Origin of the sequence: Desulforhopalus sp. IMCC35007 (assembly GCF_005116575.1) — a bacterium.
Classification (GTDB): Bacteria; Desulfobacterota; Desulfobulbia; order Desulfobulbales; family Desulfocapsaceae; genus Desulforhopalus_A.
Window position 1 is genome coordinate 1 of record NZ_SWCN01000040.1, and the last position, 18,928, is coordinate 18,928.

Genomic DNA, 18,928 nt, shown 5'->3' on the forward strand with positions numbered 1-18,928 from the left:
CCTCCTTTTTCTCGTTACAATAATATATATTGTAACGATGTTTTATGCAAGGAAAATCGTATTATTTAACACATTATTATAGGGTTACTGTATTTTCATCGTTACACAATTCCGGGAACTCAGGATATATGATTGCTGGTCCGGATAATCTTTTACGCAACCTGTTGATAAGCAGTGCAGGTTTTTCATTATTGCTGCATGCAGTAACACGCATTTCCAGGTTTGGCCTGTAGAAGCCTGTGTTGATCACATTCTTCTTTTTTATATCAAAAGCTTCAGCCATATCAGCAGAAACTTGAGGCGTCGCTGTTGCTGTCAGGGCAAGCACGCGCTCCACGCAGAGCTCTTTTGCTACCCGGGCAAGTTTTAAATAGTCAGGCCGAAAATTATGTCCCCATGCAGAAATGCAATGGGCTTCATCCACCGCCAATAAACTGAGTTGCTGGCCTTTAATGATACTTAAGAACCGTTCGTTTGACATGCGCTCGGGAGCAACAAACAGAATTTTAAGCTGCCCTGAACGAATATTGTTAATCGCATTGCGGTAATTCTCCTCATCCAGGCTGGAGTCAAGACGTTCAGCAGCTATGCCCTGTTTCTTTAAGCTGTCAATTTGGTCTTTCATAAGGGCAATTAATGGCGAGATCACAAGGGTCAACCCTGGTAACAGTAAGGCGGGCAGTTGATAGCAAAGACTTTTACCTGAACCTGTGGGAAAGATGGCGGCGGCACTCTCACCACCAAGCAGTGTGGTTATAACTTCTTCCTGGCCAGAACGAAAAGAATCAAATCCAAAATGACTTTTGAGCGTTTGGTAGATATCGATTTTGTCTATTTGATCTTTCGTTTGTTGAATTGCCATGGCTTTATTGTTTCTTTCTCTTTCAAAATTTTTTCGCTTTTTTCTATAAGAGACGCGTTTCCATCACATGATACCAGACAACCGAAAATTCTAGACGTGCTGGTCTGTATAATTTTTATGTTTGGCTCTCAACTCAATAAAAGTCAAGAGTGAACTTTAGAACCCAGTTTATTCTATAATGACGGTATATTATTCTGGCCCAACTTGGTTTTTAGGGAAGGTAGACAAAATTACGGACAAGTGCAGTTCGGGGTGGATTATGCGGTTTCGATTGTTTCTCAGCCTGAAATCCTCAAAAATCTTTTATGAATACTTTGGTAAAAATCTCTAGGAGAAATCGTAGCTTTGGAAGATTGATATTTGGCTTTTTTCCATGGGTGAGTCAAGCAAAGATTTGCCCTACTCTTGACAATTTTACGACCACAGCTGATGAGTTTAATGTGGAGCCAGATGTCTTGTTGGACAAACATTGCTCATGCGTGAGAAAACAGATTTGATCATATCGGGGAAGGGCAAAAATATCCGACGAAGAATTAGAAATGATAACGCCTGACACAAAAAAAACAAAGGCTCAGAATGGCACAATTCGGGGAGCAGAGTGACTATTTTTTATACCTTTCTCGTCACTACCCACTGGATTCCCTTACCTTCTGAGACGACCGCCCGATCCGGCTGAACCCAGCAGCATGCCAAGTCCAACCGGAGAGGAACGTAATAGTAAAAATTACAGGATATTGCCAACTGCTGTGATCTGATAAGCGACACGGTGGATATAGCCGTCGCTATCGCGGATTGCCAGCGGTATCCGCAGAAGAATTTGGCTGTTGTAAGTTTCCCAACGTACCCCATCAACAGCCCATCCTGCATTGACAGCGTGATTTGAGTTGCTGATGGACGCAAGCGAGACAACTGGAGTTACGTCGATGAGATTACGCCAGGCTGGCCCGGCCACCACATACAATTCATCATGCTTCCAAGATCCACCGGATCCACGGAAGTCGAAAACCGGATATCCTGACAGGAATACCAAGTCACGATTGTAATGGTCTCTCGTACGAAGTTCGTGTGGTGTAGCGATCCCACTAGGCCAAAATGCCATGATTACACCTCCTTTTGTTTGAGTTTTCCATTTCCTGTTTCCCTTCCAACTCAACCTGCGAGCGAGATATCGCTCAATTTTCGGGGATTTTTCCCCCGTCAAACGGCCAAGGCGGCGGTTCAGATGCCCCCATCAGCACGTCAAAAGGATCGATGTTCTCTGTCGCCAGAGGTTCACCTGTTCCGCGATCGGCAAAATGTAAGTCTGCAGGCTGTCCATAGAAGCCAGGGGGGTTGTAATCTTGTTGCTCAGCCTTGCTTTCTAATATTTCCGGAGCATCAACACCCTCCTCATCACAAAGGTTTCCGCCTGGCAATTCAACTTCTTCGGAGGTCGTACTTTCCGTGTCCGTCTCGAAACTTTCGACTCTCGCTGTTTCTGCTTCAGCCATCATTTTGATGAGGTCAGCAGATGATAGAACCGGTGCTGCTGCTGCTTTGGCTGCAACCGAAATATCGAGATCAGTTGTATTATCGGAGGACTGTGGGCCATCCTCAGGTACCTGAGTACTCGTCTCCTTCACTTCAGACGATAGAACTTCGTGATCATCTTGTTTTTTCTTCTTTTTCAGTACCATGCCAATCTCCTGTTTGAATGTTTTGTGTTCAATGGCCTGACAATTTAACAACCGGGTTGCAGTACCTCTTTTTTGATCCAGAAAAGTACGACCCAACTTAAATCTTTTCGCAAAGGTTTTAAGACCTAACACAAAAATACTATCAATAAGACCAACAGCGACTGCATATTTGATTGGTTTGCTCTTCTACTCATGTATATGACCTCTGCAAAAAACAAAGAGCCGAACTACCTTTTCTCAAGGCAGCTCGGCTATCTGTTGAGACCCGTTGCTTTCCGTACCTGTCTTTCGGCAGGGTTGGCTTTGTCTTGTATAAAATAAATTGATCTTTATATATAAAATATATGATAATCTTAAAAGGAAAGTCAACACTACTGGGTAGTACATGGTTTAATTGTAGGATAACTTAGAATAGCGCAGTTTTTAACAAGCCAGAAACATTCATGTTTAATAAAAATATGCAAATCAAAAATAAATCTATTTTTTTTGTACAAGATGTAGAAGGTTGTTCCAGGGAAAGTTAAAAAAACGGGAGAGCTATGCTGCTTTCCTGCTAGGACGACAATCCTCATGGAAGCCAGTTATACAAAGCCAAGATAAATGTATGTTATATAGGCAACATTTTTTCATTATATCCTGACTTAAACAAGCGTCCCTGATGGGAGTGTCACGCCATGTTGTTGATCTCAAGCGGTAATTATGTCAAAGGGTTGTAGCTCTGCGACTTTTTTATTGGCCCGAGAAACTATTGAAATAAAATTTTCCAACCGCCAGGAAGTTTGAGCAACTTGAAGCTTTCAGGAGTTGGGCAGTACAGCTCAAGAAAGCATAGCTCCGGATTCTAGCTGCTCGGCCAGATCGATATGCTTTTTGACGGTTCTGCGGTCGAGTTTTGTTGTCTGCGCCACTTTTTCGTAGGTACCGTGGATCTGATAGAGATGGAAGCAGTATATGGAAAGCAGTTGAGTGGCCGAATATTTTCCTTCCATGACATGTTGTTGAAAGTCACTGAGTTTTCCTTGAGTTTCTTTACTTTGTTCCCATGTATAGGTGCGCTTAAGCAGCATCTGCCTGACGCACTGTTCCAATTCCCGTATATTGCCCGGCCATTGGTAGCCTGCAGGGACATTTTTCCTGATCTGATCGGTGAGTTCTCGGGCAAGGGATTTTGAACGAAAGCCGAGAATACGCTGTAGCATGGCCGTAAGAATTTCCTTCATTTCTCCGGGATATTCATCGAGTCGCTGTTTCAAAGAGGGGAGTTCAATAGTGTCCGAACAGAGGCGATAATAAAAATCGTCCCTGAACTTTCCTTCTTGCCGTAGCTTCTGCAGAGGTTGATTGGTGGCCGCTATAACTCTTCCCTGAAATTTTTCCGTTTCGTGGCTGCCAACCTGGCTGAAAACCCTTTCCTGAATGACTTTGAGGAGTTTTATCTGTACGGTTGTTGAAATTTCTCCGATTTCATCGAGAAAAATGGCTCCATGGGGACTGCACCTGGAAAAAACGCCACGATGATTTCCTATGGCACCGGTAAAGGCTCCTTTGCTGTGTCCAAAAAGCTCCGATTCAATAAGATGCTCAGAATACTGGGAAAGGTTGATGGACAAAAACGTCCGTGCAAAACTGTCGCTGAAACAGCCTGTTTTCTCATTAAAAGGTATGTGACCCGAACGGCCAATTGCCGCTGCTGCCATCCCTTTACCTGTCCCTGTTTTACCCAGGATTATTGTGGAAAAATCCTCCATTCTATTCCACAAAAAATGTTCATAAAGGCTCACATCGTATGTGAAAATATTATTCCATAGGGCCTGTCTGAGCGCTTTTACGGAGGGACTTTTGCCAATAATTCCACTGATAAAGTAAAAGCCCCTTCTCAGTTGGAAGAAAAAGCTCAGATATTTTAAGGCTTCAGCTTGAGAGAATTCATACTCCACCAGTAAACCAATCAGGTCCCTTGCAAATTTTACCTCGATGGGTTGGTCTCCGTTTTGTATCTGCTGGGTGATATGGTCATCATAGGCATTACAAAAAAGATGGAAGGCGTAAAACAATACCCCATATCGAAATAGTATCCGGTCGTCACTGTTGAGCGCCTTACTCTTACCCTTAAATCCGTCTATTCTTTTCTCAACTTCCGTCATCAGTTTTTCAAGAATCGCCTCATTGCCACTTGTCTGCTCCAATCCTGATATTTCCAGATCAACGAGTTCTCGTTCAAGGCCGAAGGGATTTGCAAACGCCGCCTCTTTTATTTTTCTAAAAAATTCTCTTTCTTCGATAAGCACAAGCCACCTCATTCATAAAATGTACAGTTTTGAAGAGTAAAACTGCTCAAGTGAAAATTTCAAAATGGATAAGAAAAGAAAATATATAACGTAAAAATAAATAGTTAAACTTTGTTGTGTTGCACGAACTGTTTTCTCACTATCTTGCTTAATCCATTATTGCACGAGTTTTGTCTCAATTGTTAATCATTAAATGTACATTTAGTATACATAAAATGTGCATTTGTGGAAATGTCTTAGGTGAGTGCTCTGGCCTCATATTTGTAATGTTCTGATATTAATACATATAAAATAAAATAAATGATATGGCACGGCCCCTGCTTTAGAAGACGGTAATCAGCCAAACAACAAGAATAAGCTGATACCCAATGAAGAAATCATTCTAAAACAGGAAAGGAGAACATTATGAAATTTCTAAAAACTCTTCGTGCAGTCATTGTTGCAGCACTTCTACTTTGCGCCCCTCCTTGCTTTGCAGGAAATATTGGAAATGCCAGCGGAGACGCAAGCGCAGATATGTCCGGCTCTGCTCTTATGCTCAGCTCAGCTGCGGCATGCCTCTCCGGAGCCAGTGTGTATCTCAGTGCAGATGCTGTATTAACCCTCGGCAAACCAATCGCTTCAACTATTCTCGATGCAGCTGAAGTATCAGGTGATGCCATGGTCTTTTCGGCAGATGTTCTGACCGACGGCATCATTTCAACAGGCCAGCTCAGTGCTGATCTGACCCGTGCAGGAGTTGACTTTTCTGCCGATTCCGCCACCTTTGTTGCAACTGCAGCTCTTGCAGGAATCTATATTTCAACTGATACGGCTGAAATGTTTCTCTCCCAGGCCGTGAACATTGCTGCTGCAAGTGGAAGGTTGAGTGGAGAAACCGCTGAACTTGCCATGGCCCTTGGAGCCGCTGGTGTTGAAATGAGTGCAGACAGTGCCGTGCTTGTGAAAAATGCGGGAAAAGCAGGAATTCAGATGAGTGAGGAGACTGCCGAAGCCTTTATTAACAGTTCATTAAAGATTGCCGCCGAATGCATTGAGTCTGCCCAGATAGTGGAACGATATGTCCTCATGACCGCAGCGGAAGCAAACCAGATGTTACAGGAAGCAAGCCTTGATGCCGTAAAGGCGACAATACAGGGTGGGAAAAAGACCTACACCTTCACTGTGGAGACAGCAACACACCTGAAAAGTCTTGGGATAGACAGTGCAAAATATGCAAAAGATCTCAGCGTGAGAGCAGCCAACACCACAGTAACAACGGTTACACATTCAATACAGGGAGCAAGTGACGCGATTGTTGTTGTCATTAACACAGGCTCTGGCCTCGTCGTCACCTCCCTTGATTCTCTGACTGAAACCGTTTCCGAAACCACAGCTAAAATCAAATAATGAGGTCTGCCATGAAAACATTGAACCAGATTGTAACGATGACCATCGTTCTTTTCTTTATGATTATTGACCCGGCCTTTGCAAAAGGCTTCAGCGAACAATCATCCACCGATGATAATGGAAAAGAGAATATGCAGCGCACCAACCTGCTCATCAGCGAGGTCGAAGATTATCTCAGAGAAAATGATGCCTATGTTGGGATTATTGCACGAAGGGGTGCTGGAGACCCTGAAACCGGAGTGTCCGACGTTGACAATCTGGACCTTTCGGGAATGGCCCACTGCGGCTTTGTTGTAAGAAACGGATTTGGCAAAAATTCAAGCTACATAACCTTTAATCTCGTACGTATGAAAGGTGCTAAAACTGTTAATGGAAAAGACTATGATCTCAGTGAGCTGCGGGCCTGGACCCTTCCGCATTTCTTTATCGGTTCCTTTGAAAAGGATGCCATTGTCTTTCTGCCGCAAAAGAAAATTCAGCTGAAGCTCTGGAACCTGCTGCGGGCAAACGGTCAGCTTCAAATTGAGCCAAGAAAAAGATACCTGACAGATTCCTCCGGTAAGCAGCAGCTTGATGAAAACGGCCAGGCAAAATATGTGACCGACCAGATAATCAGTAACGGTGCGTTCCCTGTGTTTCATAACGCCGAATACAATCTTCTCTCGGACTTTGTTGACGAATCGAGCCAAAACTGTAATGAGCACCTGCTTAAAACCTACGTCGGATTTCGGGATTACTGGCAACCAACCCTGCCCGGCTATTCCCTGACAGGCACCAATGATTCTTCCATGGAGAAGATGCTTCAGGAAACGGCAGCAGCCATAAAGGAAAACTATACTCCACGACAAATGGTGCTCTCACGGACAAAATCTACCTTTGCCTTCGTTCAGAACATACGTTTTGGGGAACGTTACGAAAAATCGCCGACACTCTTTGGCTTTAAAATCAAAAAGGAGAAATTTGAGGTTGTCAGTGTCGATAGCTTCTGTGAGTCCCAAAATCAAATCTTCCTTGACTGGGCTGACTTTAAAGTCTTCCGCGAAGATTACTCAAAAAACAAAGGATGGTTCATCCGCGACAATGGAAAGGACTATGTGAAAATAAACAGAATAAGCCATCAAAAAAATGTCGTCATGTAGCATGACGGATAACAAAGAGGTGGGGGAATCTTGGGTAAAGTATCCCATAGAAAGTTTCTGTTGAATTACACCCACAAGATTACAACAGTCTTGTGGGTGTGGACGAAAGAATCGTCGATTTTCGTTTTGAGTTGATATCCAGACAGTTTATCTATAATAATTCCTGATACAATCAGTTGCCGATGAATACTAACCCGGCTTTCTCATCAATAAAGATTGTCGCAGCTCAAGACACAAGCCATGAAGCAGGTAAGCGTAGACACCGGTAGTACATTTCCCCAAGTGGCTTGTAACGCTGCACCTGCGGAAAAATCTATTGACCCGAAGGGTGAACTTTTGATGTGAAACGAAAAACACACTGTTTTCTGCGATAGTCAATTTTTAAATATGAGATCATGTCGTTGAGTTTGTAATCAAAATGCTCATGAGAAATGCGGGATAAAGGGAATAACGTATGGAGCGCTCAGGAAAACTCAGTACAGAAGAACGGAGCTGGATACTCTACGATGTTGGTAATTCCGTTTTTGTATTGGTGATGGTAACGGCATTAATGCCCATTTTTTATAAAGACTTTGCTGCATCTCATCTTTCAGGTGCTATCTCAACCGCCCACTGGGGTTTTGCCAATTCTGCAGCATCCCTTGTTCTTGCGCTGCTTTCGCCGCTTTTAGGAGCGATGGCAGACTACAAAATGAGGAAAAAATACTTCTTCGTCGCCCTCCTTTGTCTCGGCTTAATATTCACCCTTTCTCTTAGCTTTATCCAACAGGGGCAATGGTTGCTCTGTCTTATTCTCTTCGTTTTTGCCCGGATAGGCTGGGCTGGAGCGAATGTGCTTTATGACGCTTTTATCATAGATGTCACCAGCAGAGAACGAATGGACTCCATCTCCGCCAAAGGCTATGGGTTTGGCTATATAGGCAGCGTTGTGCCTTTTGCCATCATCATTGCAATCCTCTATAGTGCAGGCATTGCAGATGGCCTGCCGATAGAGGCAACAAAATTGGGTTTTATTGTCGTTGCTCTCTGGTGGGGGGCGCTTTCTTTACCTGCCATAAAACACCTCAAACAGCGTCACTATATTGAACCTTCAGCACGCCCTGTGGCAGACAGTTTTAAACGGCTGTATGAAACGATGCTGGAGATAAAAAAGCATAAGCAACCCTTTCTTTTTCTTGCTGCTTATTTTTTCTACATTGACGGTGTTGGAACCATTATTTCCATGTCTACCGCCTATGGCCGTGATCTCGGTTTTAGTATCACAACCCTTATTGCTGTGATTCTTTTTATACAGATAGTCGCCTTTCCGTTCACCCTTGTTTTTGGCAGACTTGCCGCGGTTTTTACAACCAAAACAATGCTCTTTGTCGGCATCGGAATATATGTTGTGATTACCCTGCTGGCCTTTTTTCTTCCATCCATTGAGGCCCCTGATCTGCGGATATATGCCTTTTGGCTTGTTTCCTTTCTGGTGGCTTCCGCCATGGGTGGGATTCAAGCCCTCAGCAGAAGTTTTTATGGCAGACTCATCCCACCAGAAAAAAGCTCTGAATTTTTTGGTTTTTATAATGTGTTCGGTAAATTTGCGGCAATTACCGGCCCCTTTCTTATGGGTCTTGTCGGCGGATTAACAGGACATAGCCGTTGGGGCGTTTTAAGTCTGCTTTTTCTTTTTGTTATTGGTGCTTTCTTTCTCACCCAGGTACATGACACGCCACAATCTACTACAGTCTGACTTTCTCTTTTCTGCTCTGCAATAAAACCTTTATCGTGGTCTACCACTATAAAGCCCCTCGTATTTTTCTTTCTGTTCGTCTGATTTTCTCTGTTGTAGCAATGATGGTGTTGGTCTGATCTATAAAAGTTAGCGTTGTCTAAAAATATATTGACAGCCGAATTCAGCTAAGGTATATCTGGCCTAAATTAGGGTTAACTAAAAAATAACGGGTTAGCTAATTCAGGCTCTCTTCGTTATTTATGGTCTGAATTTTTCGGGGTGGAAATCCTCCTCATTTATAAAGGTGATGTATGCGTTGTCATTACAGAGATCAGAGAGACAAAATGCCACAGTGTTCTTTTCCGCTTGCCTGTGCAACCGAGGGTGAACGTGTAAAGATAGTCGGTATCCGTGGTGGGGCAAACCTGACTGAAAGACTGCTGAGCATGGGCATTCATGTTGAGGATCAGATCGAGGTTGTGCAAAGACAGGATAGAGGAGCTGTTCTTATTGCAAGAGATGGGAGTCGCTATGCTCTTGGTGGTGGGATGGCCCATAAAATAAATGTAATCAGGTGTGAGTAACATGAAAAAACTAGAGGATTTGCAGGTAGGAGAGTCAGGCAGGGTTGTGGGTTTTACCAAAGGCAGCAGTGGATATCGGCAAAAACTTTTAGCCATGGGCCTGATTAAAGGAACAGATTTTAAGATCACTCGGGTCGCGCCGATGGGGGATCCGGTTGAAATCGTTGTGCGGAATTATAAACTCAGTCTGCGCAAGCAGGAGGCCGGAGCCTTGATTGTTGAGGAGATCGTGTAATGAAAGAGATTACTATTGGGGTTGTCGGCAACCCGAATTGTGGCAAGACAACACTGTTTAATAGTCTGACTGGTGCAAAGCAACGGGTAGGAAACTGGCCGGGAGTCACTGTTGATAGAAAAGAGGGATATTACTCCTATCAGGATAAAAGAGTGCATGTCGTTGATACCCCGGGTATCTACTCCCTGTCGGCCACTTCTCTGGATGAAGAAGTCGCAAGAGATTTTGTCCTGAGCGGAGAGGCCGACCTCATCGTCGATATCGTCGACGCCTCCAATCTTGAGCGAAATCTCTACCTCACAAGTCAGTTACTTGAAATGCGGGTGCCTATGCTGGTTGTCCTGAATATGATGGACATGGCTAAAGAGCGTCAGCTCAAAATCGATGTTGAGGGTTTGGCTCAGCGCCTTGGTTGCCCTGTCATTGAGATGGTTGCCGCTGAAAATAAGGGCGTTGAACAGTTGAAATTGGAAGTGGTGGCCCTTGCTGCCGAGCCAAAGATACCTCTTGCAAATGTTACGTATCCCGCGATTATTGAGGGGCCACGGCGTGAGCTGGCTGAAAGTTTGCTGGGTTTGGCCAAAGAAAACAATGTCGATGCAGACTGGCTGGGGCTTAAGCTGCTGGAAGGTGATGAGATTGTGGCTGAGATGGCAGGGGATTCTCTTTGCAGGCGTGCCGAAATATTTCAGCAGGAGATTGAAAAGAGCGAAGATGAAGAGGCCGATATTATTATCGCCTCTGCCAGATACGGTTTTATTTCAGAGCTGGTCGGTAAGGTTGTTGTACGAATGGGGGAGGTGAATGCCAATCTTTCAGACAGGATCGATAAAATTGTACTGAGTCGTTTTTTGGGGATCCCCATATTTTTTCTTGCCATGTATCTGATGTTCATGTTCACCATCAATCTTGGCGGGGCCTTTATAGATTTTTTCGACCAGCTGACAGGGACAATTTTTGTTGATGGCTTGACGGCCCTCATGGCCTATTTTGCAGCCCCTGATTGGTTAGTGGCCGTTGTGGCTGGAGGTATTGGTGGTGGTATTCAAACCATGGCCACTTTTATTCCACCCATCGGGTTTATGTTTTTGTTTCTCTCTTTTTTAGAAGACTCAGGGTACATGGCGCGGGCGGCCTTTGTTATGGATCGGTTTATGCGCTTTATAGGTTTGCCGGGTAAAGCTTTTGTCCCAATGCTGGTTGGCTTTGGCTGTAATGTCCCAGCTATTATGGCAACCAGAACTCTGGAAAATGACCGGGACAGGAAGCTTACCATCATGATGAATCCTTTTATGTCCTGTGGTGCGCGTCTGCCTGTCTATGCTCTTTTTGCCGCAGCCTTTTTTCCTGTTGGCGGCCAGAATCTTGTATTTCTCCTCTATTTGATCGGTATTGGCTTTGCGGTAGTGACTGGTCTGATTCTGAAGAAGACCCTGCTCAAAGGTGAAATTACCCCTTTTGTCATGGAGTTGCCGCCTTATCATCTTCCAACTATGAAGTCGGTACTGTACCGAGCCTATGATCGTCTGACTGCATTTTTGTTCAAAGCGGGTAAAGTTCTTATCCCGGTTATTGTTGTACTTTCGTTTTTAAATTCTCTTGGAACCGATGGGAGTTTTGGTAATGAAGACAGCGAGAGTTCAGCACTTGCTTCAATCAGCAAGACCATTACTCCAGTACTTTCTCCCCTTGGTGTTACCGAAGAGAACTGGCCTGCAACAGTAGGTATTTTTACGGGTATATTTGCAAAAGAAGCGGTTGTTGGAACTCTTGATGCTCTGTATACGGGGCTGGACGCCCAAGCGGTAGCTGGCGAAAGTGAGGAGGAGAGCTTTAGTTTTGTGGCTGGAATAAAGGGTGCTTTTCTTACCATACCTGCAAATATCATGGAGCTTGCAGGAACAATCACTGACCCGCTGGGACTTTCGGTGGGTGACATTAGTGATAGAGGTGCTGCGGCTGAGGGACAGGAAGTGAGTGAGGCGACTTTTGGATCGATGGTGAACCTGTTTGGGTCTAAGAGTGCAGCCTTTGCCTACCTGCTCTTTATTCTGCTTTATTTTCCCTGCAGTGCTGCAATATCTGCAGTGTACCGGGAGACGAATCTTGCCTGGACTGCATTTATCGGCTTTTGGACAACGTTTCTTGCCTATGTAGCCTCTACCGGTTTTTATCAAATCGTCAACTTTATGCAGCATCCAGGGTATTCGATGTTGGTTCTAGGTGTAGATATCTTCGGTTTTATAGGCGTTATCATGGTGCTGCAAGCACTCAGTAATAAAAGTGACAAACTCGCTGCTGTGGGCAACAGAGTCCGGGCATGAGCCAAAAGGATGGATACTGATATGGATTTAATTACACTTAAAAACTATCTGCGGGAACATCGGCTTGTCCCTCTTCAGGATGTTGCGATGCACTTTAGGGTAGATGTTGAGACGGTGAAGCCCTTGCTTGATGTCTGGGTGGCGAAGGGAAAGGCAAAAAAACATGCGGGAAATCTTGGTTGCCAGAAGGGCTGCTGTAAATGCGACCCTTCTCTTATCGAAACCTATGAATGGACGGGGTGAGTCTATCCGTCTTGTCTGAGTGCCACTCTTTAAAAGGGCAATATGCTTCGGCTATACAGTCGTGGCGTATTGCCCTTTGCTTTTACTTTTCTTTTTCTCGTCTGTCCTGAAACCCCTTTTTGTCATAAAATTACGTTGTATTTTTTTGCTGGGTTTTTTATATGTTTCTATCCATAGAAACATATAAGCCATGAACTCAAAAAACGAACTTATACAGATAATTGCCAGCCTGTCAGATACCGCGGAGTTGGATGAATTACTCTCTGAACTTCTGACAGGTCAGGAATTAAATGATCTTGTCATGCGCTGGCGACTGCTCAAAGAGCTGTATCAGGGTGAGCCGCAACGGGTGATCGCCGCGCGTCACAGGATAAGTCTGTGTAAGATTACCAGGGGTTCTAAGATATTAAAGAAAGAAGGTTCTGTTACCAGAAAGCTGTTACAAACACTTTATGAAGGAGAGAAAACGATGAGCTCAGATATGAAAAATATCGCCATGCCGGATGAAAAAGGTTTTTTCGGGGAGTACGGTGGTAGTTTTATTCCCCCGGCTTTGGAGGATATCCTCACTGAAATTAAAGATGCATATCTTGAGATCACCAAGGACCCTGGCTTTCATGAAGAGCTCAACATGTTGTACCGGGATTTTGTTGGACGCCCAAGCCCGATCTTTCATCTCAAAAATATGTCAAAGAAAATTGGTGGCGCGCAGATTTATCTCAAAAGAGAAGATCTGAATCACACCGGGGCACACAAAATTAACCATTGTCTTGGAGAGGCTCTACTCTGTAAGAAAATGGGCAAAAGAAAGATCATTGCGGAAACGGGCGCAGGCCAGCACGGTGTGGCCCTTGCCACAGCGGCGGTTCTCGTGGGGCTTGAGTGTGACATTTATATGGGTGAGATTGATATTGTTAAAGAGCACCCCAACGTGGTTCGTATGAAGATTCTCGGGGCTAATGTGATCCCTGTTGACCGTGGCACCAAGACTTTAAAAGATGCAGTTGACGCGGCCTTTGAAGCCTATCTTGAGGATCCCGTCAATCAGTTGTATGCAATAGGTTCTGTTGTGGGCCCCCATCCTTTCCCAATGATGGTCAGAGACTTTCAGGCTGTTGTGGGCAACGAGGCGAGGGCGCAGTTCCAGGAGAGTAATGGAAAACTACCGGACAATCTTGTTGCCTGCGTTGGAGGTGGCTCTAATGCCATTGGGCTTTTTAGTGCCTTTTTAAACGATGAGAACGTTGCGATGCACGGGGTAGAACCTTCCGGGCGCGGGTTTAATGTGGGTGATCATGCCGCAACCTTGAGTAAAGGTAGCCCTGGGATGATCCATGGTTTTAAGTGCTATCTGCTGCAGGATGAAAAGGGTGAGCCACAACCCGTCTACTCGGTTGCCAGCGGGCTGGATTATCCAGGAGTTGGTCCGCAGCATAGCCTTTTAAAAGATATTGGCCGGGTGAACTATGTGACGGCAAGTGATACCGAGGCAATTGATGCGTTTTTTGAGTTGTCCCGCACTGAAGGCATCATTCCGGCCATTGAAAGTGCCCACGCCATGGCCTATGCGATGAAGCTTGCAAAGGAGCTTGGCACAGATCAGACGATTCTGGTGAACCTTTCGGGTCGGGGCGACAAGGACGTGGATTTTGTGGTGGAACAATACGGAAAGCTCTACGGTATGTAATTTATTTAAATTACATAAGGCTCTGTTTTTTGCCGCCGTGGTCTGCAATGATCACGGCGGTTTTTTTATCCCTTTTTTACAAGAAGACTTGCATTGCCGATACAGGCAATGGTTTTCGATATATCGACGGCTGATATATAGTCGCAGACCATGTTGTGGTTCCAACGTTCAACGCCCATGGTTTTCAGGATTTCGCCTGAAATCGAGGTGACAAGGCCTATGCGGATCCGCTGTGCCTTGGTCATCATGGCAAGCGCGGTTCCGCCGTTTCCTTCGTAGTTGTCAGCAAGCTGCTGGAAAGCGTTCTCAAATGATCCCTTTTCAAACCAGGGTAAAAAGGTGACTGAGCCTATCTTATCCCTGCACTCGCAATAGACCAGAAGCAGGCCGCCGTCTTTTACAAACATACTGCTGTTATGGATTGCCTTGTGGGCCTGGATAAAATTTATGTCTTTGGGAAAGCCTCCGCAGGAAGCCACGACGACATCAAATTGAGGAGAAGAAGTCTCGCAACTTTCTCCCTGGAGTCTGCAGGCTTCAGTGAATGTTTGTCTGCCAGCACCTACGAGAAGGTCACAAAGCTCGCCATGGGAGTCGAGAAGTCCGTGGATGCTGAGGTGCGCTGGAAGATGTTTTTCCACCTCAAAAAGGTCGTCTGCCAGGGGATTATCCTGCATATTGCCGGGCTGACAACCCGGTGACAGGGTCTGTTGTTTACGATCAAGAAAGAGGCCGTGGTTTGCATAGATCGAATATTTTTCACCGCATCCTGGAAAAATGAGTTTTCTTCCCCCGCCGTAGCCAGCAAAGTAGTGATGACAGACGGCACCTATGGTGATGATGGCGCTTGCCTTAAGCAGATCTTTTCTCAAACGTATGGGGGTACCTTTGGTGGTTTTCCCACGTTCTGTAAAAGCTGTTTGGTCACTGGCATCATGGTGGATAAAGGTGTGTCTGTCATAGATATCCCCGTAGGCAGCCAGGCACTCCTCTCTTGTTTGGGCGGGATGGGTGCCGTAGGCGATGATGAATTTCAGAGCCTCTGGGGCCATTCCCCGATATTCAAGTTCCTGAACGAGGATTGGCAGATACTCCGGGTAACCGCAGAGCCTGGTTTTATCCGCCACTACAATGACAGGATTTGAAAGATCAAGAGGATGCCCGTCTAAAAAGGTACTCAACCTGCGCGTAAAAAGTGCTGGGGTTATCACTTTTTTTGGATCTTTGACGGCAAGGTTTTCCGCATGTTCCGGGAGAAACAGGGGGAGCTTTTCACGGCCGTAGCCGATGTATTCGATCTGTAGACTCATCTTCTTTTATAAGGCTGTTGGTTGAGCAGGTGGTGTCTGTGGTGCAGGTTTCTGCTTGATGTTGAAGAAAAACAAAATAAAGAGAGCAACTGCGGCAACACTATGAACCGGTACAGAGTAGGGCGCGATGAGGAAAAAAGCAAGGACCAGTGCGACCACTCTTAAAAGCGGGTTAAGACGATTCTCAAGATGTCCCTGGAAGGCACCTGCAAAGGCATAGAGGCCGAGGAATGCAAAAAAGAAGATGGTGAGATCATCTGCCCAGCTTCCTCCAAGCATCGGGGTGTAGGCAAATAAAAGTGGGACAATATACAGCCCTTTTGCCAGCTTCCATGAATAAAAACCGGTCAGCATCGGCGGGGTCTTGGCAATAGCTGCTGCGGTGAAGGCCGCAAGGCATACTGGAGGTGTTACGTTGCTGTCCTGGCTCAGCCAGAATATGATAAGGTGGGCTGAGAGAAGAGCAAAGGTTGCCGCATGGGGCGAAATGGCAATATCTCTCACTGTACCTAAAAGATCCTGTGGAATTGCATCAAGGATGAGTTTTGCCTGGTCCACAGGCATGGCCTGGGTAAGCAGGGCGGCCTTGTCAGGGATGGCCAGCATCATAATCGCCCGTGCCTCATCAGAAAGAAGTCCGCCTGCAATAATCTGAACCAGCTGGGCATCAACGATAAGATTGTAGAGAGCAGGGGCAGAGAGTGTTCCGAGGACGATATAAGCAGCCGTTACCGGCAGCCCCATTCCCAGCACCAGCGAAGCAAGGGCAATAAGAATCATAGCAATCAGCAGGTTGCCGTCGGCCCAGTGGGTAATCATTAAAGAGAAGGTGTTGCCGATTCCGGTTGTGGCAATGACATTGACGATCAGACCTACGGCACAGAGCAGGATTCCGGTCATAACCATGTTTTTCGCCCCAAGAGCAAGGGCTTCCAGGATTGCTGTGATACCCATCTTGTTTGGTGTCAGCCAGGAGGCCACAATGACCGCGAGAATGGAGATTCCCGCAGCATACGTTGGTGTGAAACCATAGATCAGCATTCCGATCAGTGCCGTGATAGGCAGCAGGAAGGGAAGACCGCCCTGTTTCAAGACATCAAGTACCTTGACTTCTTCGTCGTCCACCATCATGACATTACTTCGCTTGGCTTCAATCCTCACGTAAAAGGCCACGGAGGCAAAGTAGAGGATTGCCGGGAGTATGGAAACTGTCACAATTGTCGTATAGGGAATCTGGGTGTAGCTTGCCATGACAAAGGCTCCAGCCCCCATGATTGGTGGCATAAGCTGACCGCCGGTTGATGCTGCGGACTCAACACCTGCGGCAAATTTTGCGTCGAAACCCGCTTTTTTCATGAGCGGGATGGTGATAACACCTGTTGATGCAGTATTTGCAACGGCGGAGCCTGAAATTGTTCCGGTAAGGCCCGAGGCAAAAACCGCAACGAGGCCGGGACCGCCAACGGTTTTCCCTGCCACTGCCCGGGCCAGGTTGATGACAAATTCTCCTGCGCCGGAGCGGAGCAGAAAGGCCCCGAACAGAATAAACATGAAGACAAAGGTTGAAGAGATCCGGGCAATATTTCCAAAGAGACCATCATCTCCGTAGACGGAGCGAAAGAGAATGGTTTCATAGGTAAGACCTGTGAACTTGAAAACCCCTTCGAGCATACCGCCCCACCAGCCAACGTAGGTCAGCGCAAGCAGTATGAGAAAAGGGATGATCCAGCCGGTGGTTCTTCTGGTAAATTCCAGTGCTGTAAAGATCAGGGCTATTCCGGCAATCCATTCCGGCAGGGCAAGCTTCACCCCTCTTGCATAGATTGCGTCCTCCATGGCAATGAGATAGATGGCTGAACACGCCGCTGTAAGTCCAAGGAGGATATCAATGGCTCTCATCCATTTCTTTGTTTTACGAGGGCCGCCCATAGGATAAGTGAGACAGCAGAGCAGGGCAAAACCTGAATAATGCAGGGCATTTTGCCATAGGCTTGGGAGCACCGCAATAAGGTTGAAATAGATGTGGAGTAAGGATACTCCAACCCCAAGTACAAAGACGGTTCTCGACAAAAGATCAGATTTATCTGAGGTAAACAGCTTGTCCACTTCCAAAATATCTCTCCAGGGCGGGGATTTGAGTAGATGTTACAGTGTGCCTGTGGACGAACCACAGGCACAAAGAGTACGACACGAAGGGAATTATTCAGGGATGCTACAAACAACACTCCACAACTGCTTTTGCTTTACTTGGCTATCAGTTTTTCAGGGATAGTCATGCCAATCTCCTGAAAATATCTGAGGGCACCCGGGTGCAGAGGGATTGGTAACCCTGCCAGTGCTTTTTCTGCACTCATCGCCTTGGTTGCTTTGTGGATGGCATTTAGAAATGGCAGGTTTTCGTATAGAGTTTTGGTAATCTGGTAGACAGTCTCATCGTCAATATCACTGCGGACGGCAAGAAAATTTGGTTGGGCGATCGTGGTTATGGCCTTTGTCATTCCTGGATATGCATCAGCTGGAATCTCATAAGGAGTCCAGAGGCCGAGGCCACCGTCAGCTTTTTCAGCCTGCTCTGCTGTAAAGCCAAGAAGAGTTGCCTTGTCGCCCATGGAGGCAAGAGCTCTTGTGACTGCACTTGCAGGAACACCCGCTGGGGTTCCCATTCCGGCAATCTGACCGTTTTGCAGGGCATCGGCACTTGGACCATAGCCAACATAGATCAGGTCGTAATCTTTTTCGATATCGGCGCCGAGGTTGCTGAGAATAACTGTGTTGGAGCCGATGGTTCCTGAATTTTTCTTGCCAAGAGAGACTCTTTCTCCTTTGAGGTCAACCATATCACTGATGGTTCCGGTCTTTGCCTTGCTGGAAAGAATGGTGAAATGTTCAACATTCTGCCAGAGCATACTCACCGAGCGGAGTTCCGTTTGAGGTCCATCCTGGGCGAGCGGGCCTTTGCCATTCCACGCGTAGTAACCGTAGAGTCCCTGCAGGATTGCAAATTGAGCTTCATTTTCACGGAGGAGCTTGATGTTTTCCCCTGATCCTGCAGAGTTGATAGCGGACATTCCAATCTGCATGGTTGGCTGCAGTTTTACCTTTATGAGGGTGGAGATGGCAACCCCGACAGGGTAGTAGGTGCCACCTGTAGAGGCGGTGGCCAGCAAAAAGCTTTTGCTCTCAGCTGCCTGGAGGTGTGTTCCAGCAAAAAGACCAATGCATAAAGTGGTAACAGCAGCGATGTGCTTGAGATGTGTGGTGAATTTCATTTTCGCTCCTTATGTATGATGTTAGTGAAGGGCTAAAGATGCAATAGTATGACATACTTGTACTAATGGTGCAACGATAAGACCACAAAATAGTAAATATGCCCACTGAGAATAGGGCAAATCTGTCAAAGCAGAACCCGTTAACTCCACAAACTGCATCGACCTTTTAGATGCCAGGCCTGAATGGTAAAACCTCTTGACCTGT

The 18,928-nt window shown here is 46.0% G+C and carries 15 protein-coding genes and 1 riboswitch; of the genes, 8 read left to right on the forward strand and 7 right to left on the reverse strand.

The genetic code is table 11. The annotated features are described in order from the left end of the window. Positions 1-76 precede the first annotated feature (76 nt). The 4 genes from FCL48_RS23375 to FCL48_RS23390 form a co-directional block, all read right to left on the reverse strand. Positions 77-862 (reverse strand): RecQ family ATP-dependent DNA helicase, encoded by a 786-nt coding sequence (locus FCL48_RS23375; RefSeq protein ID WP_136876272.1) that lies wholly within the window; start codon positions 860-862, stop codon positions 77-79. Positions 863-1,586: 724 nt separating this feature from the next. After that, positions 1,587-1,961 carry a hypothetical protein gene (locus FCL48_RS23380; RefSeq protein ID WP_136876274.1) on the reverse strand — a complete coding sequence of 125 codons (375 nt, stop codon included), beginning with the start codon at positions 1,959-1,961 and terminating at the stop codon, positions 1,587-1,589. Positions 1,962-2,034: 73 nt separating this feature from the next. Further along, a complete protein-coding gene (locus FCL48_RS23385) occupies positions 2,035-2,670 on the reverse strand; it encodes a hypothetical protein (RefSeq protein WP_136876276.1) in 636 nt (211 codons plus the stop codon). 106 nt (positions 2,671-2,776) lie between these two features. Next, positions 2,777-2,850: riboswitch (cyclic di-GMP riboswitch) on the reverse strand. A gap of 506 nt (positions 2,851-3,356) precedes the next feature. Continuing rightward, entirely contained in the window at positions 3,357-4,826 is a 1,470-nt protein-coding gene (locus FCL48_RS23390) for a sigma-54 dependent transcriptional regulator (RefSeq protein WP_205747809.1), read from the reverse strand. A 405-nt stretch (positions 4,827-5,231) separates the two neighbouring features. Between FCL48_RS23390 and FCL48_RS23395 the strand changes: the two genes are divergently transcribed. The 8 genes from FCL48_RS23395 to trpB all read left to right on the forward strand — a co-directional run bounded on the left by FCL48_RS23395 (position 5,232) and on the right by trpB (position 14,144). Next, positions 5,232-6,215 carry a hypothetical protein gene (locus tag FCL48_RS23395; protein ID WP_136876280.1) on the forward strand — a complete coding sequence of 328 codons (984 nt, stop codon included), beginning with the start codon at positions 5,232-5,234 and terminating at the stop codon, positions 6,213-6,215. Positions 6,216-6,226: 11 nt separating this feature from the next. After that, complete coding sequence (locus tag FCL48_RS23400) at positions 6,227-7,354, forward strand: hypothetical protein (protein ID WP_136876282.1); 1,128 nt, start codon at positions 6,227-6,229, stop codon at positions 7,352-7,354. 454 nt (positions 7,355-7,808) lie between these two features. Continuing rightward, a complete protein-coding gene (locus FCL48_RS23405) occupies positions 7,809-9,089 on the forward strand; it encodes an MFS transporter (protein WP_136876284.1) in 1,281 nt (426 codons plus the stop codon). Positions 9,090-9,415: 326 nt separating this feature from the next. Beyond that, the gene (locus FCL48_RS23410) at positions 9,416-9,655 is read left to right on the forward strand and encodes a FeoA family protein (RefSeq protein ID WP_136876286.1); all 240 of its coding nucleotides are present in this window, start codon (positions 9,416-9,418) and stop codon (positions 9,653-9,655) included. Position 9,656: 1 nt separating this feature from the next. Then, complete coding sequence (locus FCL48_RS23415; RefSeq protein ID WP_136876288.1) at positions 9,657-9,890, forward strand: FeoA family protein; 234 nt, start codon at positions 9,657-9,659, stop codon at positions 9,888-9,890. Beyond that, positions 9,890-12,214: a Fe(2+) transporter permease subunit FeoB gene (feoB, locus tag FCL48_RS23420; RefSeq protein WP_136876290.1), complete on the forward strand. Its 2,325-nt coding sequence runs from the start codon at positions 9,890-9,892 to the stop codon at positions 12,212-12,214. Before FCL48_RS23415 ends, feoB begins: the two co-directional genes overlap by 1 nt. Positions 12,215-12,235: 21 nt before the next feature. Beyond that, positions 12,236-12,457, forward strand: a complete 222-nt coding sequence (locus tag FCL48_RS23425) for a FeoC-like transcriptional regulator (protein WP_169309356.1) — start codon at positions 12,236-12,238, stop codon at positions 12,455-12,457. A 190-nt stretch (positions 12,458-12,647) separates the two neighbouring features. Then, positions 12,648-14,144 carry a tryptophan synthase subunit beta gene (trpB, locus tag FCL48_RS23430; RefSeq protein ID WP_136876294.1) on the forward strand — a complete coding sequence of 499 codons (1,497 nt, stop codon included), beginning with the start codon at positions 12,648-12,650 and terminating at the stop codon, positions 14,142-14,144. Positions 14,145-14,209: 65 nt separating this feature from the next. On the opposite strand, the gene FCL48_RS23435 is transcribed toward trpB, so the two are convergent. The 3 genes from FCL48_RS23435 to FCL48_RS23445 all read right to left on the reverse strand — a co-directional run bounded on the left by FCL48_RS23435 (position 14,210) and on the right by FCL48_RS23445 (position 18,723). Next, a complete protein-coding gene (locus FCL48_RS23435; protein WP_136876295.1) occupies positions 14,210-15,454 on the reverse strand; it encodes a lactate racemase domain-containing protein in 1,245 nt (414 codons plus the stop codon). A gap of 6 nt (positions 15,455-15,460) precedes the next feature. Next, positions 15,461-17,560, reverse strand: coding sequence for a TRAP transporter fused permease subunit (locus FCL48_RS23440; protein WP_240744935.1), 2,100 nt, complete (start codon positions 17,558-17,560; stop codon positions 15,461-15,463). A gap of 137 nt (positions 17,561-17,697) precedes the next feature. Next, on the reverse strand, positions 17,698-18,723 hold the full coding sequence (locus FCL48_RS23445; protein WP_136876299.1) for a TAXI family TRAP transporter solute-binding subunit: 1,026 nt from the start codon (positions 18,721-18,723) through the stop codon (positions 17,698-17,700). Positions 18,724-18,928 lie beyond the last annotated feature (205 nt).